The sequence below is a fragment of the Reticulibacter mediterranei genome (assembly GCF_016587455.1).
The window spans coordinates 2,687,148-2,704,283 of record NZ_BNJK01000002.1; the positions used below are offsets into that span (position 1 = coordinate 2,687,148).

15 protein-coding genes and 4 pseudogenes are annotated in these 17,136 nt (G+C 52.7%); 10 read left to right on the plus strand and 9 right to left on the minus strand.

Features of this window, described 5'->3' with window-relative positions; genetic code table 11:
• Positions 1 to 255: 255 nt before the first annotated feature.
• Entirely contained in the window at positions 256 to 669 is a 414-nt protein-coding gene (locus tag K3T83_RS50740; protein ID WP_220210745.1) for an NUDIX hydrolase, read from the plus strand.
• Here K3T83_RS50740 and K3T83_RS58390 read toward each other — a convergent pair.
• Both K3T83_RS58390 and K3T83_RS50750 read right to left on the minus strand, forming a co-directional pair.
• Positions 638 to 865, minus strand: a pseudogene (locus K3T83_RS58390) (hypothetical protein); the annotation flags it as partial. The gene K3T83_RS50740 and the pseudogene K3T83_RS58390 sit on opposite strands and share 32 nt — an antisense overlap.
• A 132-nt stretch (positions 866 to 997) precedes the next feature.
• Entirely contained in the window at positions 998 to 2,167 is a 1,170-nt protein-coding gene (locus K3T83_RS50750) for a hypothetical protein (RefSeq protein WP_220210746.1), read from the minus strand.
• Positions 2,168 to 2,205: 38 nt separating this feature from the next.
• Between K3T83_RS50750 and K3T83_RS50755 the strand changes: the two genes are divergently transcribed.
• Positions 2,206 to 2,772, plus strand: coding sequence for a serine hydrolase domain-containing protein (locus K3T83_RS50755; protein WP_236065271.1), 567 nt, complete (start codon positions 2,206 to 2,208; stop codon positions 2,770 to 2,772).
• A gap of 56 nt (positions 2,773 to 2,828) precedes the next feature.
• Here the strand turns inward: K3T83_RS50755 and K3T83_RS50760 are convergent, their stop codons facing one another.
• Positions 2,829 to 3,845, minus strand: a complete 1,017-nt coding sequence (locus K3T83_RS50760) for a LacI family DNA-binding transcriptional regulator (protein WP_220210747.1) — start codon at positions 3,843 to 3,845, stop codon at positions 2,829 to 2,831.
• A gap of 405 nt (positions 3,846 to 4,250) precedes the next feature.
• Between K3T83_RS50760 and K3T83_RS50765 the strand changes: the two genes are divergently transcribed.
• From K3T83_RS50765 to K3T83_RS50780, 4 genes are all read left to right on the plus strand, one after another.
• Positions 4,251 to 5,552: an ABC transporter substrate-binding protein gene (locus K3T83_RS50765; protein WP_220210748.1), complete on the plus strand. Its 1,302-nt coding sequence runs from the start codon at positions 4,251 to 4,253 to the stop codon at positions 5,550 to 5,552.
• Between the two features lie 240 nt (positions 5,553 to 5,792).
• Positions 5,793 to 6,749 (plus strand): carbohydrate ABC transporter permease, encoded by a 957-nt coding sequence (locus K3T83_RS50770; RefSeq protein WP_236065272.1) that lies wholly within the window; start codon positions 5,793 to 5,795, stop codon positions 6,747 to 6,749.
• On the plus strand, positions 6,746 to 7,585 hold the full coding sequence (locus K3T83_RS50775; RefSeq protein ID WP_220210749.1) for a carbohydrate ABC transporter permease: 840 nt from the start codon (positions 6,746 to 6,748) through the stop codon (positions 7,583 to 7,585). The genes K3T83_RS50770 and K3T83_RS50775 overlap by 4 nt, the downstream gene beginning before the upstream one ends.
• A 31-nt stretch (positions 7,586 to 7,616) precedes the next feature.
• Entirely contained in the window at positions 7,617 to 8,072 is a 456-nt protein-coding gene (locus K3T83_RS50780; RefSeq protein ID WP_220210750.1) for a hypothetical protein, read from the plus strand.
• Positions 8,073 to 8,222: 150 nt separating this feature from the next.
• Here K3T83_RS50780 and K3T83_RS50785 read toward each other — a convergent pair whose 3' ends face one another.
• Positions 8,223 to 8,939: an IS6 family transposase gene (locus tag K3T83_RS50785; protein ID WP_220210751.1), complete on the minus strand. Its 717-nt coding sequence runs from the start codon at positions 8,937 to 8,939 to the stop codon at positions 8,223 to 8,225.
• A gap of 65 nt (positions 8,940 to 9,004) precedes the next feature.
• On the opposite strand from K3T83_RS50785, the gene K3T83_RS50790 reads away from it, so the two are divergent.
• Positions 9,005 to 9,166: a hypothetical protein gene (locus tag K3T83_RS50790; RefSeq protein ID WP_220210752.1), complete on the plus strand. Its 162-nt coding sequence runs from the start codon at positions 9,005 to 9,007 to the stop codon at positions 9,164 to 9,166.
• Between the two features lie 154 nt (positions 9,167 to 9,320).
• Positions 9,321 to 10,133, plus strand: coding sequence for an alpha/beta fold hydrolase (locus K3T83_RS50795; protein ID WP_220210753.1), 813 nt, complete (start codon positions 9,321 to 9,323; stop codon positions 10,131 to 10,133).
• Positions 10,134 to 10,664: 531 nt separating this feature from the next.
• Here K3T83_RS50795 and K3T83_RS50800 read toward each other — a convergent pair.
• From K3T83_RS50800 to K3T83_RS50820, 5 genes and pseudogenes are all read right to left on the minus strand, one after another.
• Positions 10,665 to 11,397 (minus strand): annotated as a pseudogene (locus K3T83_RS50800) (IS6 family transposase); the annotation flags it as partial.
• A 118-nt stretch (positions 11,398 to 11,515) separates the two neighbouring features.
• On the minus strand, positions 11,516 to 12,421 hold the full coding sequence (locus tag K3T83_RS50805) for an LLM class F420-dependent oxidoreductase (protein WP_220210754.1): 906 nt from the start codon (positions 12,419 to 12,421) through the stop codon (positions 11,516 to 11,518).
• A gap of 423 nt (positions 12,422 to 12,844) precedes the next feature.
• Entirely contained in the window at positions 12,845 to 13,441 is a 597-nt protein-coding gene (locus K3T83_RS50810; RefSeq protein WP_220210755.1) for an NADPH-dependent F420 reductase, read from the minus strand.
• Between the two features lie 168 nt (positions 13,442 to 13,609).
• Complete coding sequence (locus K3T83_RS50815) at positions 13,610 to 14,347, minus strand: SDR family NAD(P)-dependent oxidoreductase (protein WP_220210756.1); 738 nt, start codon at positions 14,345 to 14,347, stop codon at positions 13,610 to 13,612.
• Between the two features lie 72 nt (positions 14,348 to 14,419).
• Positions 14,420 to 15,014 (minus strand): annotated as a pseudogene (locus K3T83_RS50820) (NADPH-dependent F420 reductase).
• A gap of 391 nt (positions 15,015 to 15,405) precedes the next feature.
• Here K3T83_RS50820 and K3T83_RS50825 point away from each other — a divergent pair.
• Positions 15,406 to 15,762: a winged helix-turn-helix transcriptional regulator gene (locus K3T83_RS50825; RefSeq protein ID WP_220210758.1), complete on the plus strand. Its 357-nt coding sequence runs from the start codon at positions 15,406 to 15,408 to the stop codon at positions 15,760 to 15,762.
• A gap of 627 nt (positions 15,763 to 16,389) precedes the next feature.
• Positions 16,390 to 17,030: pseudogene (locus tag K3T83_RS50830) on the plus strand (IS6 family transposase).
• Positions 17,031 to 17,136 lie beyond the last annotated feature (106 nt).

The window sequence follows — 17,136 nt, forward strand, 5'->3', positions numbered from 1 at the left end:
CAAGGAAGAAAAAGCGTATGGAGGTAGGACTAGGATGCCTGTAAAATCCTATCACAAAGCAGGCTCCTGGCTCTGGGATCAATGGGGCCAGGGTCTCCCATTGGGTATCGGTCACATCTGAGGGATAGGGCTTTCGAGCACGCTGATTCGTCATCGAAGTTGATCCTTGCTCTTTGCTTGACTGACTCCTTTGCTTTTTCTCTCGGCACTTTTCTTCGTTACGACACACTCTCATAAAACCAAGTGAGGAATAACATGATAGAGTCAGTTGCGGATGTGTTAGTGATAGAAAACAAAAAAGTACTATTAGTACAGCAGAAACAACAGAGTTGCTACGGCTTATGGGGTTTTCCTGGTGGTCATCTTGAGCCGGGTGAGACCGCTCAGGAGGCAGTCGTGCGGGAAATTCACGAAGAGCTTGGTACCGTGCTCATGCAAGTCAAACCGTTCAAGGTGACCCGTATTGAGCTGCCAGGTGGAACGCTTGAACTCAACACATTCACCGGTGTATTACGTGGCCCCGTAGTCCTAGAGGACCACGAACTCATGGCCTATGGTTGGTTCAGCCTCGAATCGCTTCAAATCATGCGGGAGAGACTCCGGCTGCCAATCTTGCTGGAGCACGCTCAAAAACTACTCATATCTCTTTCGTCCGTCGTAGGCAAATAAGCAGACAGGCGAAATCCACCATGGCCTGGAACATACATTTCTTCCGCTCATACCGATAACGTAACTGGTGGTAGTTTTTAAGCCACGCAATAGCTCGCTCCACAAACGTCCGGAATTTAAATTGATCTTTGTCCATATGGGCGTGCGGCCCGTGCTGTCTGCGGTGACTTTTACGTTGCCCTTCGGGAATGTTGCTGGTCGTACCATGCTTGAGTAGGTTGCGGCGGAATGCTCTGCTGTCATACCCCTTGTCGGCCTATGGCAAGGAAAAGTTCCTGGAGCAGCCATATGAGCCGTTTATACTGTTTTTACTCTTTTCTCCCGTTCCTCATTTCTGTGGAGGAGGCACCATCACACCTGCGAAATAATCTTGCAAGCGGCGATGGATGAAGCTATAGCCTCCTCCGACGCGTCGAAGCAGGATACGGGTGGCGACATCATCAAGAAAGGCTCGCGCCCGCCAGGGAAAGCTCCGCTGGTGGGCCAGCAGCCAGCAGATCACATAATGGCGCAGGACCGTCACCCCTCCACTCACTGTCCACATCAAGAGTGCTCCCGTAAGCAGCAAGACTGGCCCGTCGATCAGCCCGACGCCCAGCCCCATGCCGACTCCCAGCGAGAGAGCCGCTTGCCAGACGTGTGAAGGAGCTACACGGTTGAACCACCTGACAAGACGCCCTCGCCGGAACGCAGACATGCTTCTCGTCCTGGGCTGCGGCGAAGATCGGCGATGCAGGAGCACCTGAAAGATCCAGAGGCTCAATCCACTCCCCAAGCCAAGGATGCTTCCGTCTCGCAACCAGTCGCTCATCGTGTATGATTGCGTGACAAGGTAGTCTCCTCCCAATGAGAGACCACAGCTTGCCGCAATAATCATTGCGGCAAGCATGCTGTTGCTGACAAGGGTCCATTTCGAGGTGGGTGAAGTGCTTGGGTGGGCCGCAGATCCAGCGCTCCTCTCTCGACTCAAGCAGCCTCCCGCGAATCCGCCAATGACCCCTACTTGAAGGAGATCAACGGTACTAAAGAAGGAAAGTCCCAGCAGACCCCAGACCAGCAGACTAGCACACGCACCAAGCACGATGGCGGGGATGCGCGTGAAGAGCCAGGCCACGCTTCGTTGCTGGTCGGCTTCGAGCCAGTCGGTTTGCAGATACTCGGCAGAAAAGACGGGAGTGTGATGGATCTGCATCTGCCGAGCAAGAAAGCTAAGCCAGGCGCAGGTACGTTCCAGGGGATAGTGGGTGACGCTGCCTTTCTCAGCCACCATGCGAGCCACATACTCTGTCCACGCCTGCTGCTCCAGATCCGTACTCTGCCCGACAATGTCCGAGGCACTGGCTCCTTGATAGGTGAGCAGGAGCACGCTGAGCGTGAGAGGCGTGCTCGCCAGTTCGCGCAGATCCTCTCGTTGCTCAAACGCCTTCCGCACGCCCAGAAACGAGGGACCAGCCTTCTGAAGAGCATCTTGGATCTGGGTCGGGCGCAACGGTTGCACGATTACCGCACCCTGGAGCGCCAAGCGCACTGAAGCGTATGTATACCCCTGTTCAGCTTGAAGATGGCAGCACAACAGAGTATGGTTTTGGATGGGGAATTGGTGACTATTGCGGTCATCGCATGGCGTACCATCAGGGTGCGATCAACGGCTTCATCACGTTTTTGGCTCGGTTCCTCGATGATGCGGTCACCGTAATTCTCCTTTCTAATGCAAACGGAAGAGATATCGAGACCTTATTCCGGCGCATCGTCCGACAGGTACTCGAAATTCCTCCTTTGAACCAGGAAATGTGCGCGCTTTCGCCAAGTACTCTGAGGAGGATGACTGGCACGTATGTACTGGGAAAACTGTTTAAGTATGTCGTGGAGCAAAGAGAGACCAGGATTATACTGCTCCCGTCCAATGTGGAACTTTTGCCAATTCAGAAGACGAGGTGGTGCTTTGCACATGATCATGAGATCGAGGTGTACTTCACTGATCAGGAAGGCCAAAGCCTTTCGCACCATGACGATTCACTTTCCCTTCTCCCCATTGACCCTGACGCGAGAGAGAGGCGCGCAGTGAGTCGAACGTTCCTCGGCGCGGGCACACTGCATTTTTGATCGAACCTTCAGCCTATGCACCAGCTTCACCCCCACTGATAGAAAGAAAATGCCGTTTATGGTCTACGACATGGCCCCGTGCTGCGTCGTACGGTAAAATCAGGTTTCAAGAGGAGTTGGGAGGGCTCTTGTTCCTTCCCTTCCAGTTTGCTGATGAGCATGGTTGCTGCCAGGCGGCCCATCTCGGCAGCCGGAAAATCGATAGCCGTCAAGGTCGGTGTTGTCATTTCCGCCAGAGGAGGTGCAGCCACTGCAAACAGAGAAACGTCCTCAGGCACTTTCAAAGCGCGATCAGTGAGTGCTCGTATCACGCCTCCGGCGATCCACTCATTTGCGATGAGCAGGGCACTCACGGAGGGTTCAGCCGCCATCAGAGCAGTTGTCACTTCGTAGCCAGCCTGTTCATTCGGGTCACAAAAACGGTCAATACCAACCAATCCATAGCCTTGCATCGCCTGATAGAAGGCTTGTTTCGCACGCACAACATAGCCCATCCCCATTTCGTAGAGTGAGGAGGCGTTGTTGATGAGCGCGATGTGACGATGCCCCAATTCTACAAGATACTTCACAGCAGTATGAAGGGCATAATCAAAATCCAAATCGACAAAACTGATGCCGTTATTATCAGCACAATGGCCGATCATTACAAAGGGATAATTACGCTCTAAAAAGGTTCCAACGCGTAGATCGTGCAATGCGATTTCCATCAAGATAGTCCCATCAATGAAGCTTTGCTCGATCATACGTAGAAGCTCTTGAACGTCCTTAGGGGCAGTCCAGAGGCTTAGGGGATATCCCTCGCTGGTAGCGGTTTCAGCAGCACTGATCACGAACCCGGTTTGCGATTTAAATATATCAGGGATTGGTGCAGGAAAGTGCAGTGAAATAGTTCTGGAACGCTTTGTGGCGAGGGCGCGAGCGACAATATGAGGATGATATCCCAGTTCTTCTATTGCTTTATAAACACGCTGTTTTATTTCATTTGATACAGGGCGTTTACCACTTAATGTATGAGATACGGTTGTTAAAGCTACGCCAGCTCTTTTAGCTACATCTGACATTTTTGGCTGCATATTATCTTTCTTTCGTGGCCTATGATTAGCAAAGCGCTTTGCACTAGTGTAATCTATGTATCTATGCGATGTCAAGAGCAAAAGTAGAGTGATTATTCTTCTATGGATCACTCTTGACAATCTCCATTGAGATCGCTTATACTTAGCAAAGCGCTTTGCGCAATAATTTGGCCCCTGATCTTCCTGATTCTTAACCTAATTTACTAGGAGGTAGGGATGTATTATGCTCACAGTTTATTAGGTGAAGTTTATGAAAGGAGCTTTGGCACACCCACCTTGATTCTTTTCTTCTGAACTGCTCGTGGCACATTGCATGCTTTTACTGGCCAGCCTGAAGACATGTTATCTTTACGTCAGTACATCCCGCTGTACTAATGTTATTTGTAATCCAAAGGAGGATTGTCCATGTTTTCCAAGAAAGGTATGACTCTCGACGCGCTGACCTCAGCAGTACAAACTAGACGTATGACACGTCGTGTATTTTTTGAACGCGCAGCCGCGTTTGGCCTTAGCAGTAGCGTGGCGGCGGCAGCTCTCGCGGCTTGCGGCGGTTCGAGTACTGCAAGTAGCAGTTCAGGACCAATTACCCTGAAGGTGTGGGATTATTTTAACCCTCCTGGTCAGGGCTTTATGGGCCTTTTGAATGGGTACTCAAAGGTCAATCCCTCAGTGAAACTTCAGAACACGAGCATTCCCTTTGCAGACTTGAAGCAAAAACTGCTCCAGGGAACTGCCTCTGGACAACTACCAGATATCGTGGTGATCGACAATCCTGACCACTCAGCCTTTGCCGCGATGGGGGTGTTGGCAGATCTGACCGAGCAGATCAGCGCCTGGGGCAAAGCCGACCAATATTTTGACGGGCCCTGGAAATCCACCATGTGGAAAGGCAAGAATTACGGCGTTCCCAATAATAGTAACTGCCTAGCTCTGTACTACAACAAGGATATGTTCCAGAAAGCTGGGGTGACGCCCCCTACCAACTGGGATGAGATGCATAGTGCCGCTCGCAAGCTGACGAAGAATGGTGTCTATGCGCTCTCGATGTCTCTGGTGAAGAGCGAAGAAGGAACCTTCCAATTTTTGCCGTTCCTCTGGGAGGCAGGAGCGGATCTGGATACCATTGGCAGCTCACAGGCAATCAGTGCGCTCCAGTACCTGGTCACGTTCACTAAAGAGGGGTTGCTTTCCACCGAAAGTCTGAACTGGACACAGCAAGATGCGATCACGCAGTTTATCGCGCAAAAGGCGGCGATGTGCATCAATGGACCCTGGAATCTGCCACCTGTACAGCAAGGGGCAAAATTCACCTGGGGCGTGGTCCCGCTACCGAAAAATCAGCAGTCAGCCTCTATTCTCGGTGGTGAGAACTGGGCGATTTCCAAAACCAGTTCCCATGTGAAGGAAGCCTGGGATTTCATTCAATGGACCCAGGACCAGGCTCAGCTCAGTAGCTATATTATCACGGATGTCCGGCTCCCCAGCGTCAAGTCCTTCGCCAAGGACCAGGCTTTCCAAAAAGATCCGAACCTCGCCGTTTTTGCGGACTCCTTGCTGACTGCGAAACCCCGTGCGTATGGTCCAAACTATCCCAAGATCTCCAATGCTGTCCAGCAAGCCTTCCAATCGGCAATTAGTGGGCAGGCAACTCCTGCCGCTGCTCTTGGGCAAGCGGAACAGACTATTAAACCCTTGCTGCCATCGTAAGTTCTTTATGCAGATCGCCAACCACCTGAAGGTGGCAGGCGCCACTGCATGGCTAGCTTCGCTCAGGCGATCTGAAAAGAAGTAACAGTTCTTCACGTTGCAAGGCGGGTTCTATTTGCAAACGCCGACCAATGGCACCATGTTTCTGGTTTTTCCAGCCGACGGTTGGTGTTTGTAAATACACAGTTGCTCCGGCATTTCGTTCTTGCGAGAGGGGTTCTAGAAAGGAGCATGTGGCCTGTGTCTATAACCATGATTCCTCCTTCACAGGTTCCTAAAACATCTGTTGCCCAGAACAAAAGGCAGCGACGAGCCAGGAAGATTGTTGGATACTATCTCTTCTTGTTGCCGGCGACCTTGTTTCTCGCTATCTTTCTGCTCTACCCAGTCTGTACCTTGCTGTTGTTTAGCTTTGAACAGGTGAATGTCGGTGGTTTGCTCACTGGTGATACGCCCTTCGTCGGTTTTGAAAACTATCGGACGGTCTTGTCCGACTCGACCTTCCACTCTTCTGTTAGCAGCTCACTTCTGTTTACCGTAGCATGTATCGTGTTTCAATTTGGCATTGGTTTCCTGTTAGCCTTGCTCTTTCAGCGACGCCTTCCGTTGGTGGGTATGATGCGTGGCTCAGTGATGATCGCCTGGATGTTGCCAATCGTGGTCAGTGGGACGATCTTCAAATGGATGCTCCAGAGCGATTCCGGCATCATCAACTATGCCTTGCAAAGCATTGGGATCATTCATGCCCCTATTCATTGGCTCTCTGATCCTAACATTGCCATCTGGGGGGTGATTATCGCCAATATCTGGATCGGCATTCCGTTTAACATGTCATTGCTCCTGGCTGGTTTACAAAGCATTTCTCCCACGCTCTATGAGGCTGCGACCGTTGATGGGGCTAATTCCTTCAAACGGCTTTTCCATATCACCCTGCCCCTCATGCGTTCGACAAGCCTGGCTGTGTTGATGCTGGGGTTCATTTATACCCTCAACGTGTTTGATTTAATCTATGTAATCACCGCCGGGGGGGGGCCAGTGAATGCTACTGAGGTGATGCCGCTGTATGCCTATAATCTCGCCTTTGTGCAGTTTGATCTGGGGTCTGGCTCGGCAGTAGCTGCACTCATCTTCCTGCTCCTGCTCGTTGTGAGTGTGATCTATTTATTTCTCATTCGACGTGAGGAGACACTGCAATGAGTACGCAACAGAAATCTTCGCAGACACTACTCCTGACAGCGCTGGGGCTATTCTGTACAGCGATCATACTCTTTCCTCTCTATTGGGTGATTGTAAGCTCACTCAAAAATACGGTTGAACTGTTTCGCTCACCGCCCACGCTCTTTCCCCTGCAACTTGACTGGAGCCCTTACATCGACAACTTTGTGCAGAATCAGGACATGTGGCACTATATGGGCAATAGCGTACAAATCGCTCTCGGCACTATGCTCCTGAGCCTGCTGCTGGGGACCCCCATCGCTTATGGACTGGCGCGATTGCCTGTTCGTGGCAAGAACGTATTTCTGATCGTATTTCTGGTGGCACAGATGTTTCCCAGCATAATGCTGGCTTTGCCTCTTTTTGTGATGTTTACACGTATGGGTTTAATAAACTCGCTCCTGGCAGTCGTTCTCGCGATCACGACACGCACACTGCCTTTTGCCGTCCTGGTCTTGCGCCCGTTTTTCTTAAGCTTACCACGTGATTTGGAGGATGCGGCCTTTATTGATGGCTGCGGCCTGTGGACGGCTTTCTACCGAATCATTTTGCCACTATCGCGATCTGGTCTGCTGACGGTAGCTACACTCACCTTTCTGATGGGGTGGAGCGACTTTCTCTTCCCGCTGGCGCTTATCTCTGACGATACCAAACGTCCCTTAACGCTCGGCCTCTACAAATTCATCAGTGAATATGGGACGCGCTGGAACGATCTCATGGCCGTCTCCACGGTCGCGGCTCTCCCGATCGTTCTCGTCTTCATATTTGCCCAAAGATACATCACGTCCGGTTTAGTCGCTGGAGCTGTGAAGGATTAAATCCTCCTTCTAATGAAGAAAGGTTTTTCTTATGCAACTATTCAGACAACAAAATAATAAGCCATTATGGGAGAATCATAGCAATAAGCTACAAGTAGAACCCTGGGGACGGGATAGCCTGCGGGTACGTTCAACGATAAGCGCGGAAATTCGTGACGATTTGTTCAGCATCCTCCTTCCCCCTTCCTCTGATACGGATGTTCAGATCACCATTGGGGAAGAGGGAGCAACCATCAGCAATGGAGCGCTTACTGCAACCATCTCTCTGCAGGGGATACTCCGTTTTTCCAACACGACCAGTGGGACTCAATTGTTGGCTGAATCCCAACCGATACCGGCTACACGCATTCCCCCACGTTTTTTTAAGGCGGCGGGTGGGGATCTGTTTCACCTAGAGGTTTCGTTTTCGGGCGCGCGAGGGCGAACGCTTCTATGGACTGGGGCAGCATCAGCACGGACAGTTAGATCAAAAGGGCTCTACGATTGATCTCATTCAACGCAATACGGAAGTGTCTATTCCATTTCTCCTCTCCAGTCTGGGCGGTATTGTCAACTTGTTAGTGGGAACATCAGTGCATTGCTGAGTGGTGAAGAGGAAAGAAACGACAGGCAGCAGGTTTCTGAGGAAAACGATCAGTTATGCGACCAGCTGTGTGGCGGTTATCTCGTTCCATACCAGGAATCTGTTCTGGAGAATAGCACGGTATTCCTCTGCGCTCAAAAGATGACGCCGTGGTTGGAAATACCTTGATATGGGTTCAAAGGCAGAAAGAAAACGTTGCGCGTGTTTCGCTGATTTGAACCGCCTCATCTTCTTTTCACGTAGTCGTGTGGGTTGATGCGAGTTTTCCGCTCGATTGTTGAGGTGCTTGTGCTGGCGATGCTCCACGCCAGGCAGGATCTCGCGTTTGGCCGCTCCATAACTTTTCAGCTTATCGGTGATAATCACACGTGGAGCATATTGTAACCCTTTGAGAAGCTTGCGGAAAAACCGTTTGGCGGCTTTCTTGTTTCGTCGGCTCTGCACAAGGATGTCCAGTACATTGCCGTCTTGGTCCACTGCCCGCCAAAGGTAATGTCTCTTCCCACGGATGGTGAGGAAGACCTCGTCCATATGCCATTTGTCTCCACAACGTGGGCGACGATGACGTAATTCATTGGCATATGTCTGCCCGAACCTCAAACACCATTGTCGCACGGTTTCATTGCTCACGACCACTCCTCGTTGTGCTAAGAGCTCTCCGACATCGCGAAAACTGAGCGAGAAGCGAAAATACAGCCAAACAGCATGGCTGATAATTTCAGGTGGGAAGCGGAAACCTTTGTAGTTAGGGGAAGCGGTGTTTATTTTCATGAAGCAATTCTAGCATAGTATTCGACTACGTTGCCAAGTTGACAATATCCTCTAGAAGAGTACCAGTGACCCAGCAAATGGCGGAAGCGCTTCTGAATATCGCTGTAGCACAATCACCCCCTTTGGGTGATGTACCTGCCCTCGTCGCTGTGCTATCCTTTACCACGTTCGGAGCTAGCACCGGGAGAAGGGCGGCCACGTGGCGCGTGGTTGGCTGGGGGAGTTGACCGATCGGGAGTGGGCACGGCAAGATCGAACGCTTTTTTCGCAGCATCAACGATCTGTTTCTGCTTGCCTTTCCGTTGGTTTATTGGGCTTAGTGTCTCAATAAACCAACATCACAGGACAGTCTTGTTCGTCAAGTCAAAGGAGAAAGCTTCTATGCCATTTGTCACCGTCCCAGATGGGACACGTCTGTATTATGAAGAGGTGGGAACAGGCGAACCGCTTTTGCTGATCAGTGGGAACGGTCGCGACCATACGGATTGGAACGGGGTGCGCGACGATTTCGCGGGCCGCTATCGTGTCATTGTCTACGATCATCGCGGGATAGGGCAAAGCGACAAGCCAGACACACCACCCTACACGACACGCGGTCTTGCTCAAGATGCGGTTGCGTTGCTCGATCACCTGGGCGTTGCGCGTGCGCATGTCTATGGGCACTCGATGGGGGGAATGATCAGCCAATGGCTGGGCATCGAGCATGCGGAGCACATCGGCGCTCTCGTGCTTGGTGCCACCGGGCCGGGTAACATTACTGGGAACGCGCCAGGACATGGCGTTTCTCGTACCGAGGAAGTCAAGTCGCTCTTGAGCAATCTTCCACCTCGTTCGCAGGAGCACCTCAAGGCGATCCTATCCCTGGTCTATTCGCCTGCCTGGATTATGGCCCATCCAGAACTGATGCAGGGCGCGACGAGTTCCATTCCTGAGTATGTGGTCAGGCTCCAGTACCAGGCGGTTATAGGACACGATGCCTGGGACCGTGTGCCCGACATTCATGCGCCCACGCTGGTCATTCATGGCAGCGAGGATCAGCAGGTCCCTACGGCCAACGCATCCCTGCTGGCTGAGCGCATTGCAGGCGCGCAACTGCATATCGTCAAGGGGGGACGGCACGCCTACTTCGTTGAGTTTCGTAAGGAGGCCTCTCGCGTAGTCAACTCTTTTCTGGCTCGTCACCCCTTGTCATAATTTTTCTGGCAGCCCTGGTTGTACACATCTGTTTTGCATGCAAAGGTGACCGCCTCGCCTTTGCGTGACTTTCCCTCGAAGAGCCTTCAAACTCATCTGTGTGTCAGAAATAACCAAGGTTTTTTGAGACTCTTCGGTTCTGGGGAAGAGTCTCGTCAACCTTCGGAGAGGATTGCGTAAGCGCCACAGCCTCTCCCATCGGTATGAAAGATGAAATTGCTCCTAATCTATGGCTTCTGGACCCTCAAGAGGTTCTGTTAAATCCGTGAGGAGTTTCTCAAGCCGTTGTATCGTACACTGATGACGTTCCACCTCACGTACCCACCCTTTCTCCTGGGCTTCTTCCATCAATGCGCGCTCTATCCGACGGCGGCGGCGGAGTCGAGGGGCATACGCTGGGGTGGTGACAAACTTTGAGCAGGTCAGGTACAGGTCACACTCCCATGGTCCTTCTTCTGGCAAGCGTAAGCAACGACCCAATTCTAGCTCAGTTTTGAAGAAATTTGCCTTGAGCCACTCAACAGCTTCTTGCGCGAGAATACCGTATAGCGTGGCGACCAGCGCAACCTGACCTCTCACGTCGCCTTTTTTCATGCCTTGCACTTGCCCTTTCCGTAGCATGTTCATGATCTCGAAGCCTTGTAAGGTTCGCCAGGTGGTCTCCAACGAGAAAAAGCCCATCCCCGGCTTCGTCAAGCGTTTGATGAAACGATGGTCTTGTTCGATGAGGTTGTTGAGGTATTTCACTTGTCTCAGCTTGACCGATGCTGGAAGGATTCCAGAGGCTTTGAGTTCAGCGATAGCTTTGGGATAAGCCGCGTTCTTATCCACATTGATCACACGAGGAAGCAGTGTGGTGAGAGTGCGAGGATCAGCCAGAGCCGTGGGTGGGACTATCTGCTCCTGGTGGGAGCGAGTGTAAAGCGTTGAAGAGGTTGAGATGTGCAACGCTTTACGGAAAAAGTGTGTGGCGGCTTCAGCGTCGCGCGCTGGACTCAAGAGAAACTCCAGCGTCTGGCCACCTGAATCTACTGCTCGATAGAGGTACATCCACGTTTTCTTGATCTTGATGTACGTCTCGTCAACGCGCCACGAGTCATTATAGGCTTTGAGATGAGGCCGAGTGCGCTTTTCCAGTTCCGGCGCGTAGCGTTGGACCCAGCGATAGATCGTCGTATGATCGACCTGCAGACCTCGTTCGAGCATGATCTCTTCCAGATCTCTGTAGCCGAGCGAATAGCGCAGATACCAACGCACGCGACATCCGAATGATGTCGGGCTGGAAATGACGCCATGCGGAAGGGATGCTGGCTTTGGTTGCTCATGGAGGTGACCTCTTTTCTTTCACTGTAGCAGATCAGCTTATTCTTTGCAACACTACCTCAGCGGCCAGCAACCTCCATCTTTTCCACCTCTGGAATGATCTTGGTTGCCAGGAGATCCAGTGGCTCCAGATCGGCAACATTAGGCATATAAACGATAGCCTGGTCAATGCCCAGCGCGGCCTGCCCTCTGAAATACTCGATGGCAGCCTCCGGTGTATAGCTGTTGTTGCGACCGTCTCTGGTGACATAGAGAGGATCCATCGTGGTTTTCTCAATCTCTGTGTAAGGGCGACCGATTGACTGGCAATGGTCGCGCAGCACATTGAGCTTGCGCTGCAATTCGTCTTTGCCCAGGCGAACGAAATTGCAGGCATCGCCGTACTGGGCCACCAAACGCAGCGTCTTGCGCTCACCTGTACCACCGATCACGATAGGTGGATGTGGCTTTTGCACGGACTGTGGCGAGTTCAGCGGTCGCTCAAGTTGATAGTATTTCCCCTGATAGGGTTTCTCGTCACCTGCCCACATCTGGTGCGCAATTTGCAGCGTTTCTTCCAGACGCTCGAAACGTTCAGCCGTGGGTGGGAATGGAAGGCCCAGGCCGCGATGCTCCTCCTCCGTCCAGCCTACACCGATGCCAAAGTAGGCCCGCCCATGCGAGAGCACATCGAGCGTGGTCGCCGTCTTAACAAGCAGAGCTGGTTGACGATAGGTCACGCCGGTAACCATCGTACCCAGCTTCATGTGATTGGTAACCCCTGCTACAAAAGCCAGTGCGCTCCAACCTTCCAGCATCTCATGCTCTGCGGGACCGTTGAGTGAGATCTGGAAGAAGTGATCCATCACCCAGAGACTATAGAAACCAGCCCGCTCAGCACGCCGCGCGATAGTTGCGAACGTATCGCCGAGTTGCCCTTGATCATCTGACCAGGTGAAGTTAGGCACCTGCAATCCTACACGCATAAAAATCTCCTTTGTTATGAGCTTAGAAGCGATTGCTCAAAAAATCTGAATGACTAGCCCTAGCGCCTGGATCAATCGCTTTTGTCGAAATTGCATCACAGGTTGTTCGTGCAAAGCAGGCGGGCTGGCCTGCAATTTCCGGTTTGTGAAGCATAATGCGCCGGATTTTGCCACAATAGTCTGCAAATTTCACTGGGTTATCGGCGTAGTTTTCCATTTCAGTGTCGAATTATCGGCAGAGTGAGCACTGTTATCCCGCCAAAAACTGTGCCGATAATCCGACTGGACCGATAAAGGAGCCACTTTTCAGGCTCATTTGCAAAACTGCGCCGCACTTATCCACTTTGCGGAGACGTCGCCGCTATCTTAACTCAGAGCCTTTAGCGATGCGCGTGGCCGCCGTGACTTTGTCGTGACGCGCCGCTATTTGAACTTGACGAGATCCTGGAAGATCAGTTCAGCCCAGGTATTCCCTCTGGCCTGGACGAGCGAGCCGCCATCCTTGAGCGGTCCTAGCGCTATCGGCGCGAAACCGAGTTGTTCGGCCAGAACCGCGACCGGCACCACCGCATTTTCGTTGTCGCTTGACAAAAACACGACGCGGCTGCCTCCATTCACGCTCGGATCAGCGGCCAGAACGGCAGCGGGCAGACGGTTAAAGACTTTTACGAACCCGGCGCCGGTAAATGCTTTGGCGACAACTGCGGACGACGGCTGACCATCCAGGTCTTCAACGGGAGCATTTGTATTTGTCGCGTCGATGATCGTCTTACCTTCCCAGCTCGGCAGAGCCTTCGCAACCTCGCGGTGCTCCCAGAACGGGACCGCTAAGATGATTGTGTCGGCCTCGAGTGCATCCCGCAGCGACTTGGCGACGACCGTGGGTCCAATCGCCCAAGCCTGCGGCGCCAACGCCTCGGACGGCCTGCGGCTCGCGACGGTCACGTCGATGCTTTTACGGGCGAAGGCGTGGGCGAGGGCCTGGCCTACCGAGCCGAATCCTACAATTGCATAACTCATGATGCTTCTCCGATCCATGTTGATATTGATTCCCCAGCCTTCAACGGCGCTGGGTTATCCGCTTCGCTGCGTGGCGACCTTCGCGAGATCTTCCAGAAGCTTCTGCTGAGTGCGCTGGAACACATCGGGAGCTTGCTTCACCAGTGCCAGCCGCGGGACCGCACCGGGTCAGACCTGAGACATGCCCCCGTCGACAACGAGATCGATGGCCGTCGTGAAACGACTGTCGTCCGAGGCAAGATAGAGTGCCGCAGCCGCAATCTCCTCAGAATGCCCGAAGCGTCCCAACGGAACCACCGAGACGTAAAAATCCGTCAACTCTTTAGAAATTCCAGCGTAGGCGGCCGTGTCGCCGATCGCTCCCGGACTAATGCTGTTCACCCGGATTTTGCGGTCCTTCAAGTCGTTCGCCCAGCTTCGCGCGAACGACCTGACCGCCGCCTTGGCAGCCGCGTACACGCTTGCTCCAGCATATCCCTTGAGGTGCGCATTCGAGGCGTTGAGGATGATCGAGCCGCCGTCGCGCATGAGGGGCAGCGCTTTTTGGACGGTGAATAGCGTACCTCGGACGTTGAGATTGAGCGTATCGTCGACCAACTGCTCCGAGATCAACCCGATCGGCTTGTCAACTTCTCCGCCGCCGGCACTGGCGAAGACGATATCGATGTGGCCCTTTTCGGATCTCACCTTCTCGTAGAGCCGGTCGAGGTCAGCCAGGCTGGCGGAGTCGGCGCGCACGCCGGTCACGTTCCGGCCAATCAGCTTGACGGCCTCGTTGAGCGCCTCCTGCCTCCGGCCCGTGATGAAAACATAGGCGCCTTCTTCAACGAACCGCTTGGCACTCGCCAGTGCCATGCCGCTCGATCCACCCGTGATGACTGCAACCTTACCTTCAAGTTTTCCCATGGCTTCTCCTTTTTACATTACGACAGCTAATTATCACAAAATTACGACAGAACGATTGAATTTACACTTCGATTAGTCGAACTTGGCCAAGTCTTGGAAAATGAGTTGGCCCCACGTGTTGCCCCGTGCCTGGACGAGCAGCCCGCCCTCGCCGAGCTTTCCCAACTCGATCGGTGCGAAGCCGAGCCTGTTGACGAGGGTAGCCACCGAGGCGCTCGCCGCCTCGTCGTCGCTAGAGAGAAACACGACCCGCCGCCCCCCCCTGGGGTGTTGTCGGTCCTTGAGCCAGGACGTCTGCAAGCAGATGGTTGAAGGCCTTCACCACCTTCGCGCCGAGCAGCACCTTGGCGATGGCAGCGGTTGAGGGCAGTCCGCCTAGCTCCTCGGATGGGACGCCAAACGCATTGGTGGCGTCGATGACAATCTTTCCTTGCCAGCTTTCGGCAGCCCGCGCGATCTCCCGGTGGGCGGCGAAGGGCATGGCCAGGATGACGACGTCGGCCTTGACGGCGTCCTCTACCCGCAGGGGGATGAGTGACGGGCCAATCTGCGCTGCCAGCGCGTCCACGGGCCGCCTGCCTGCAACGGCGACTTCGATCCCCTGGTGGGCGAACGCCTGGGCGATGGCCGTTCCAATCTTGCCAAGCCCGATGATTGCATAACTCATTGAATGCTCCTTTGCTAGTCGTCGGAAACAGGGATATCGCTTGGGCGAATGCCAGTTCCGTCCTGTCCCGACAAGTACTTGTTCTGACAAGTAGTCGACAGTAACTTTTGGGCCTCAGACCTGGCCGATGCCACCGTCGTTCATCGTTTTCTTGGTGGAGAAGGATGTGTTTTGTGTTTCCTCAACCACTGTGATAGAGTATAGAAGAGAGGTTTCCTTATGACAAGTACTGACTTTTTGGTAAGTATCATTTAGGCTTGAGTTGCTTGAAAAAGGGTAAATAGAGGTGTACGTGAGGACCGCTCATTGCCGTTGCTTCCGAGGAAGGGAGAATGGTGCCCTGTGCTGTTCTCTGTGGAGGTCCTCACCATTTGGGAAGGAGTCACCTGATATGAAGAAGACGTATTATACCTGTGGTCTGGATGTTGTTCTCGAACTGATCGAGGGTAAATGGAAGTTTCTCGTCCTGTGGAACCTCGCCAGTGGACCCAAACGGTTCGGCGAGTTGCGAAGGCTCGTGGGGGGAGTCAGCGAGAAGATGCTCATCCAGGAGCTCAAAGAAATGGTGGCCGACAACCTCACGATTCGGCAGGACTTCCAAGAAGTCCCTCCGAAGGTGGTCTACTCGCTCACCGAAAGTGGAATGGCCCTCGCCGAGGCTTGCAAGCCACTATGTATGTTGGGAACAGAGATCGCGAACCGAGAGGGATTGACTATCGGGTCATTTGAGTTGAGTCTGGAGCAATAGAAGAGAGGGTTCTAAAAAAACACGTAAGGGACCGTAGGATGAAAAAACGCATGGCAATGGAAAAATGCCATGTACTTCCTGTAACCCAGATAGAAATAATGCGGCCCCTTCGCCATCTGCTGCCCAATTAGGGAGATACAGCCACAGATCACCATCTTCGCTGCTCTGTAGGACGTTCTCCTGGGCAGCTTGAGCTACACACGTTGCATAGCTCTTGAGAAATCCAGCGACAACATCGCAACCATGTGCCTGCTCTTTCATTATCTGCCTCATATTCTACCTGCACCCTTTTGCTTCGTTTTAGAGAGATCCATCCCGCAGGTTGTGTTCTGAGTGCAATAAGCTGAGTTCTGAAATAACAGCTCTCTGAGAGCTACCTCCAGCACGTTTTATGGAAGGTCCACATCAAAAATCATGTGTCCGTCACCTCTTCTCGCGACCAAGACGCGCCGCTCTCCTTTTTGTACCTTTTGTATTTTTGCAGGCCGATAGAATGTCCAGTCGTAGGGTTTCCGCTGTGTTGCAAAGAAAAAGCTGACCTGCTACAGTGGGGAAAAGAGGTCACCTATGAGCAACCAGAACCAACATCCGTTTAAATGGCGTCATTTCCAGGCCGACATCATTCGGATGTCGCGTACGCTGGTATCTGCGCTATTCGCTCAGCTACAGAGATCTGGAGAGATCATGCTCGAACGAGGGTTATATGTGGATCACACGACGATTTACCGCTGGGTCCAGCACTACGCCCCCGAATTGGAGAAGCGCTGCCGGTCCCATCTCAAAGCCTGCAATGACTCCTGGCGGGTTGACGAGACGTCCATCAAGGTGAAAAAGCAATGGGTGTACCTCTATCGCGCGATTGATTCGGAAGGAAATACGCTCGATTTCTCCTTGAGTTCGACACGAGATGCACATGCCGCGAAACACTTCTTTCTCAGGACACGCGCCGCCTCTCATACCACCATGCCCCGGGTCATCAACGTGGACAAAAAGCCTTCAACGCACTCAAAACAGAAGGAGGCGTGCCCACAGGCTGTGAATTACGACAAGTGAAATACATCAACAATTTGATCGAGCAAGATCATCGGTTCATCAAGCGCTTGACGAAACCTGGAATGAGCTTCTTCTCCTTCAACACAGCATGGCGAACATTACAAGGGTACGAGATCATGAACATGATACGCAAAGGGCAACTGCAAGGAGTGGACAAAGGAGATGTAAGAGGCCAAGCGGCATTGGTTGCCACACTCTTTGGAGTGGTAGCCTGAGAACGATTGAAAGGAACCTCGCGCTCAATTTGTTTTCTTCGTATTTTTTGCAACACAACCTTCAGATGTGACCCTCCAAATAAAGAAGAGTTTATCATCGCACCTT

Excerpts from the sequence above, each read along its gene's own strand:
- K3T83_RS50740 (WP_220210745.1), top strand. The coding sequence starts at position 256 with ATGATAGAGTCAGTTGCGGATGTGTTAGTGATAGAAAACAAAAAAGTA.
- K3T83_RS50755 (WP_236065271.1), top strand. The coding sequence starts at position 2,206 with ATGTATACCCCTGTTCAGCTTGAAGATGGCAGCACAACAGAGTATGGT.
- K3T83_RS50760 (WP_220210747.1), bottom strand. The coding sequence starts at position 3,845 with ATGCAGCCAAAAATGTCAGATGTAGCTAAAAGAGCTGGCGTAGCTTTA.
- K3T83_RS50765 (WP_220210748.1), top strand. The coding sequence starts at position 4,251 with ATGTTTTCCAAGAAAGGTATGACTCTCGACGCGCTGACCTCAGCAGTA.
- K3T83_RS50775 (WP_220210749.1), top strand. The coding sequence starts at position 6,746 with ATGAGTACGCAACAGAAATCTTCGCAGACACTACTCCTGACAGCGCTG.
- K3T83_RS50780 (WP_220210750.1), top strand. The coding sequence starts at position 7,617 with ATGCAACTATTCAGACAACAAAATAATAAGCCATTATGGGAGAATCAT.
- K3T83_RS50785 (WP_220210751.1), bottom strand. The coding sequence starts at position 8,939 with ATGAAAATAAACACCGCTTCCCCTAACTACAAAGGTTTCCGCTTCCCA.
- K3T83_RS50795 (WP_220210753.1), top strand. The coding sequence starts at position 9,321 with ATGCCATTTGTCACCGTCCCAGATGGGACACGTCTGTATTATGAAGAG.
- K3T83_RS50805 (WP_220210754.1), bottom strand. The coding sequence starts at position 12,421 with ATGCGTGTAGGATTGCAGGTGCCTAACTTCACCTGGTCAGATGATCAA.
- K3T83_RS50810 (WP_220210755.1), bottom strand. The coding sequence starts at position 13,441 with ATGAGTTATGCAATTGTAGGATTCGGCTCGGTAGGCCAGGCCCTCGCC.
- K3T83_RS50815 (WP_220210756.1), bottom strand. The coding sequence starts at position 14,347 with ATGGGAAAACTTGAAGGTAAGGTTGCAGTCATCACGGGTGGATCGAGC.
- K3T83_RS50825 (WP_220210758.1), top strand. The coding sequence starts at position 15,406 with ATGAAGAAGACGTATTATACCTGTGGTCTGGATGTTGTTCTCGAACTG.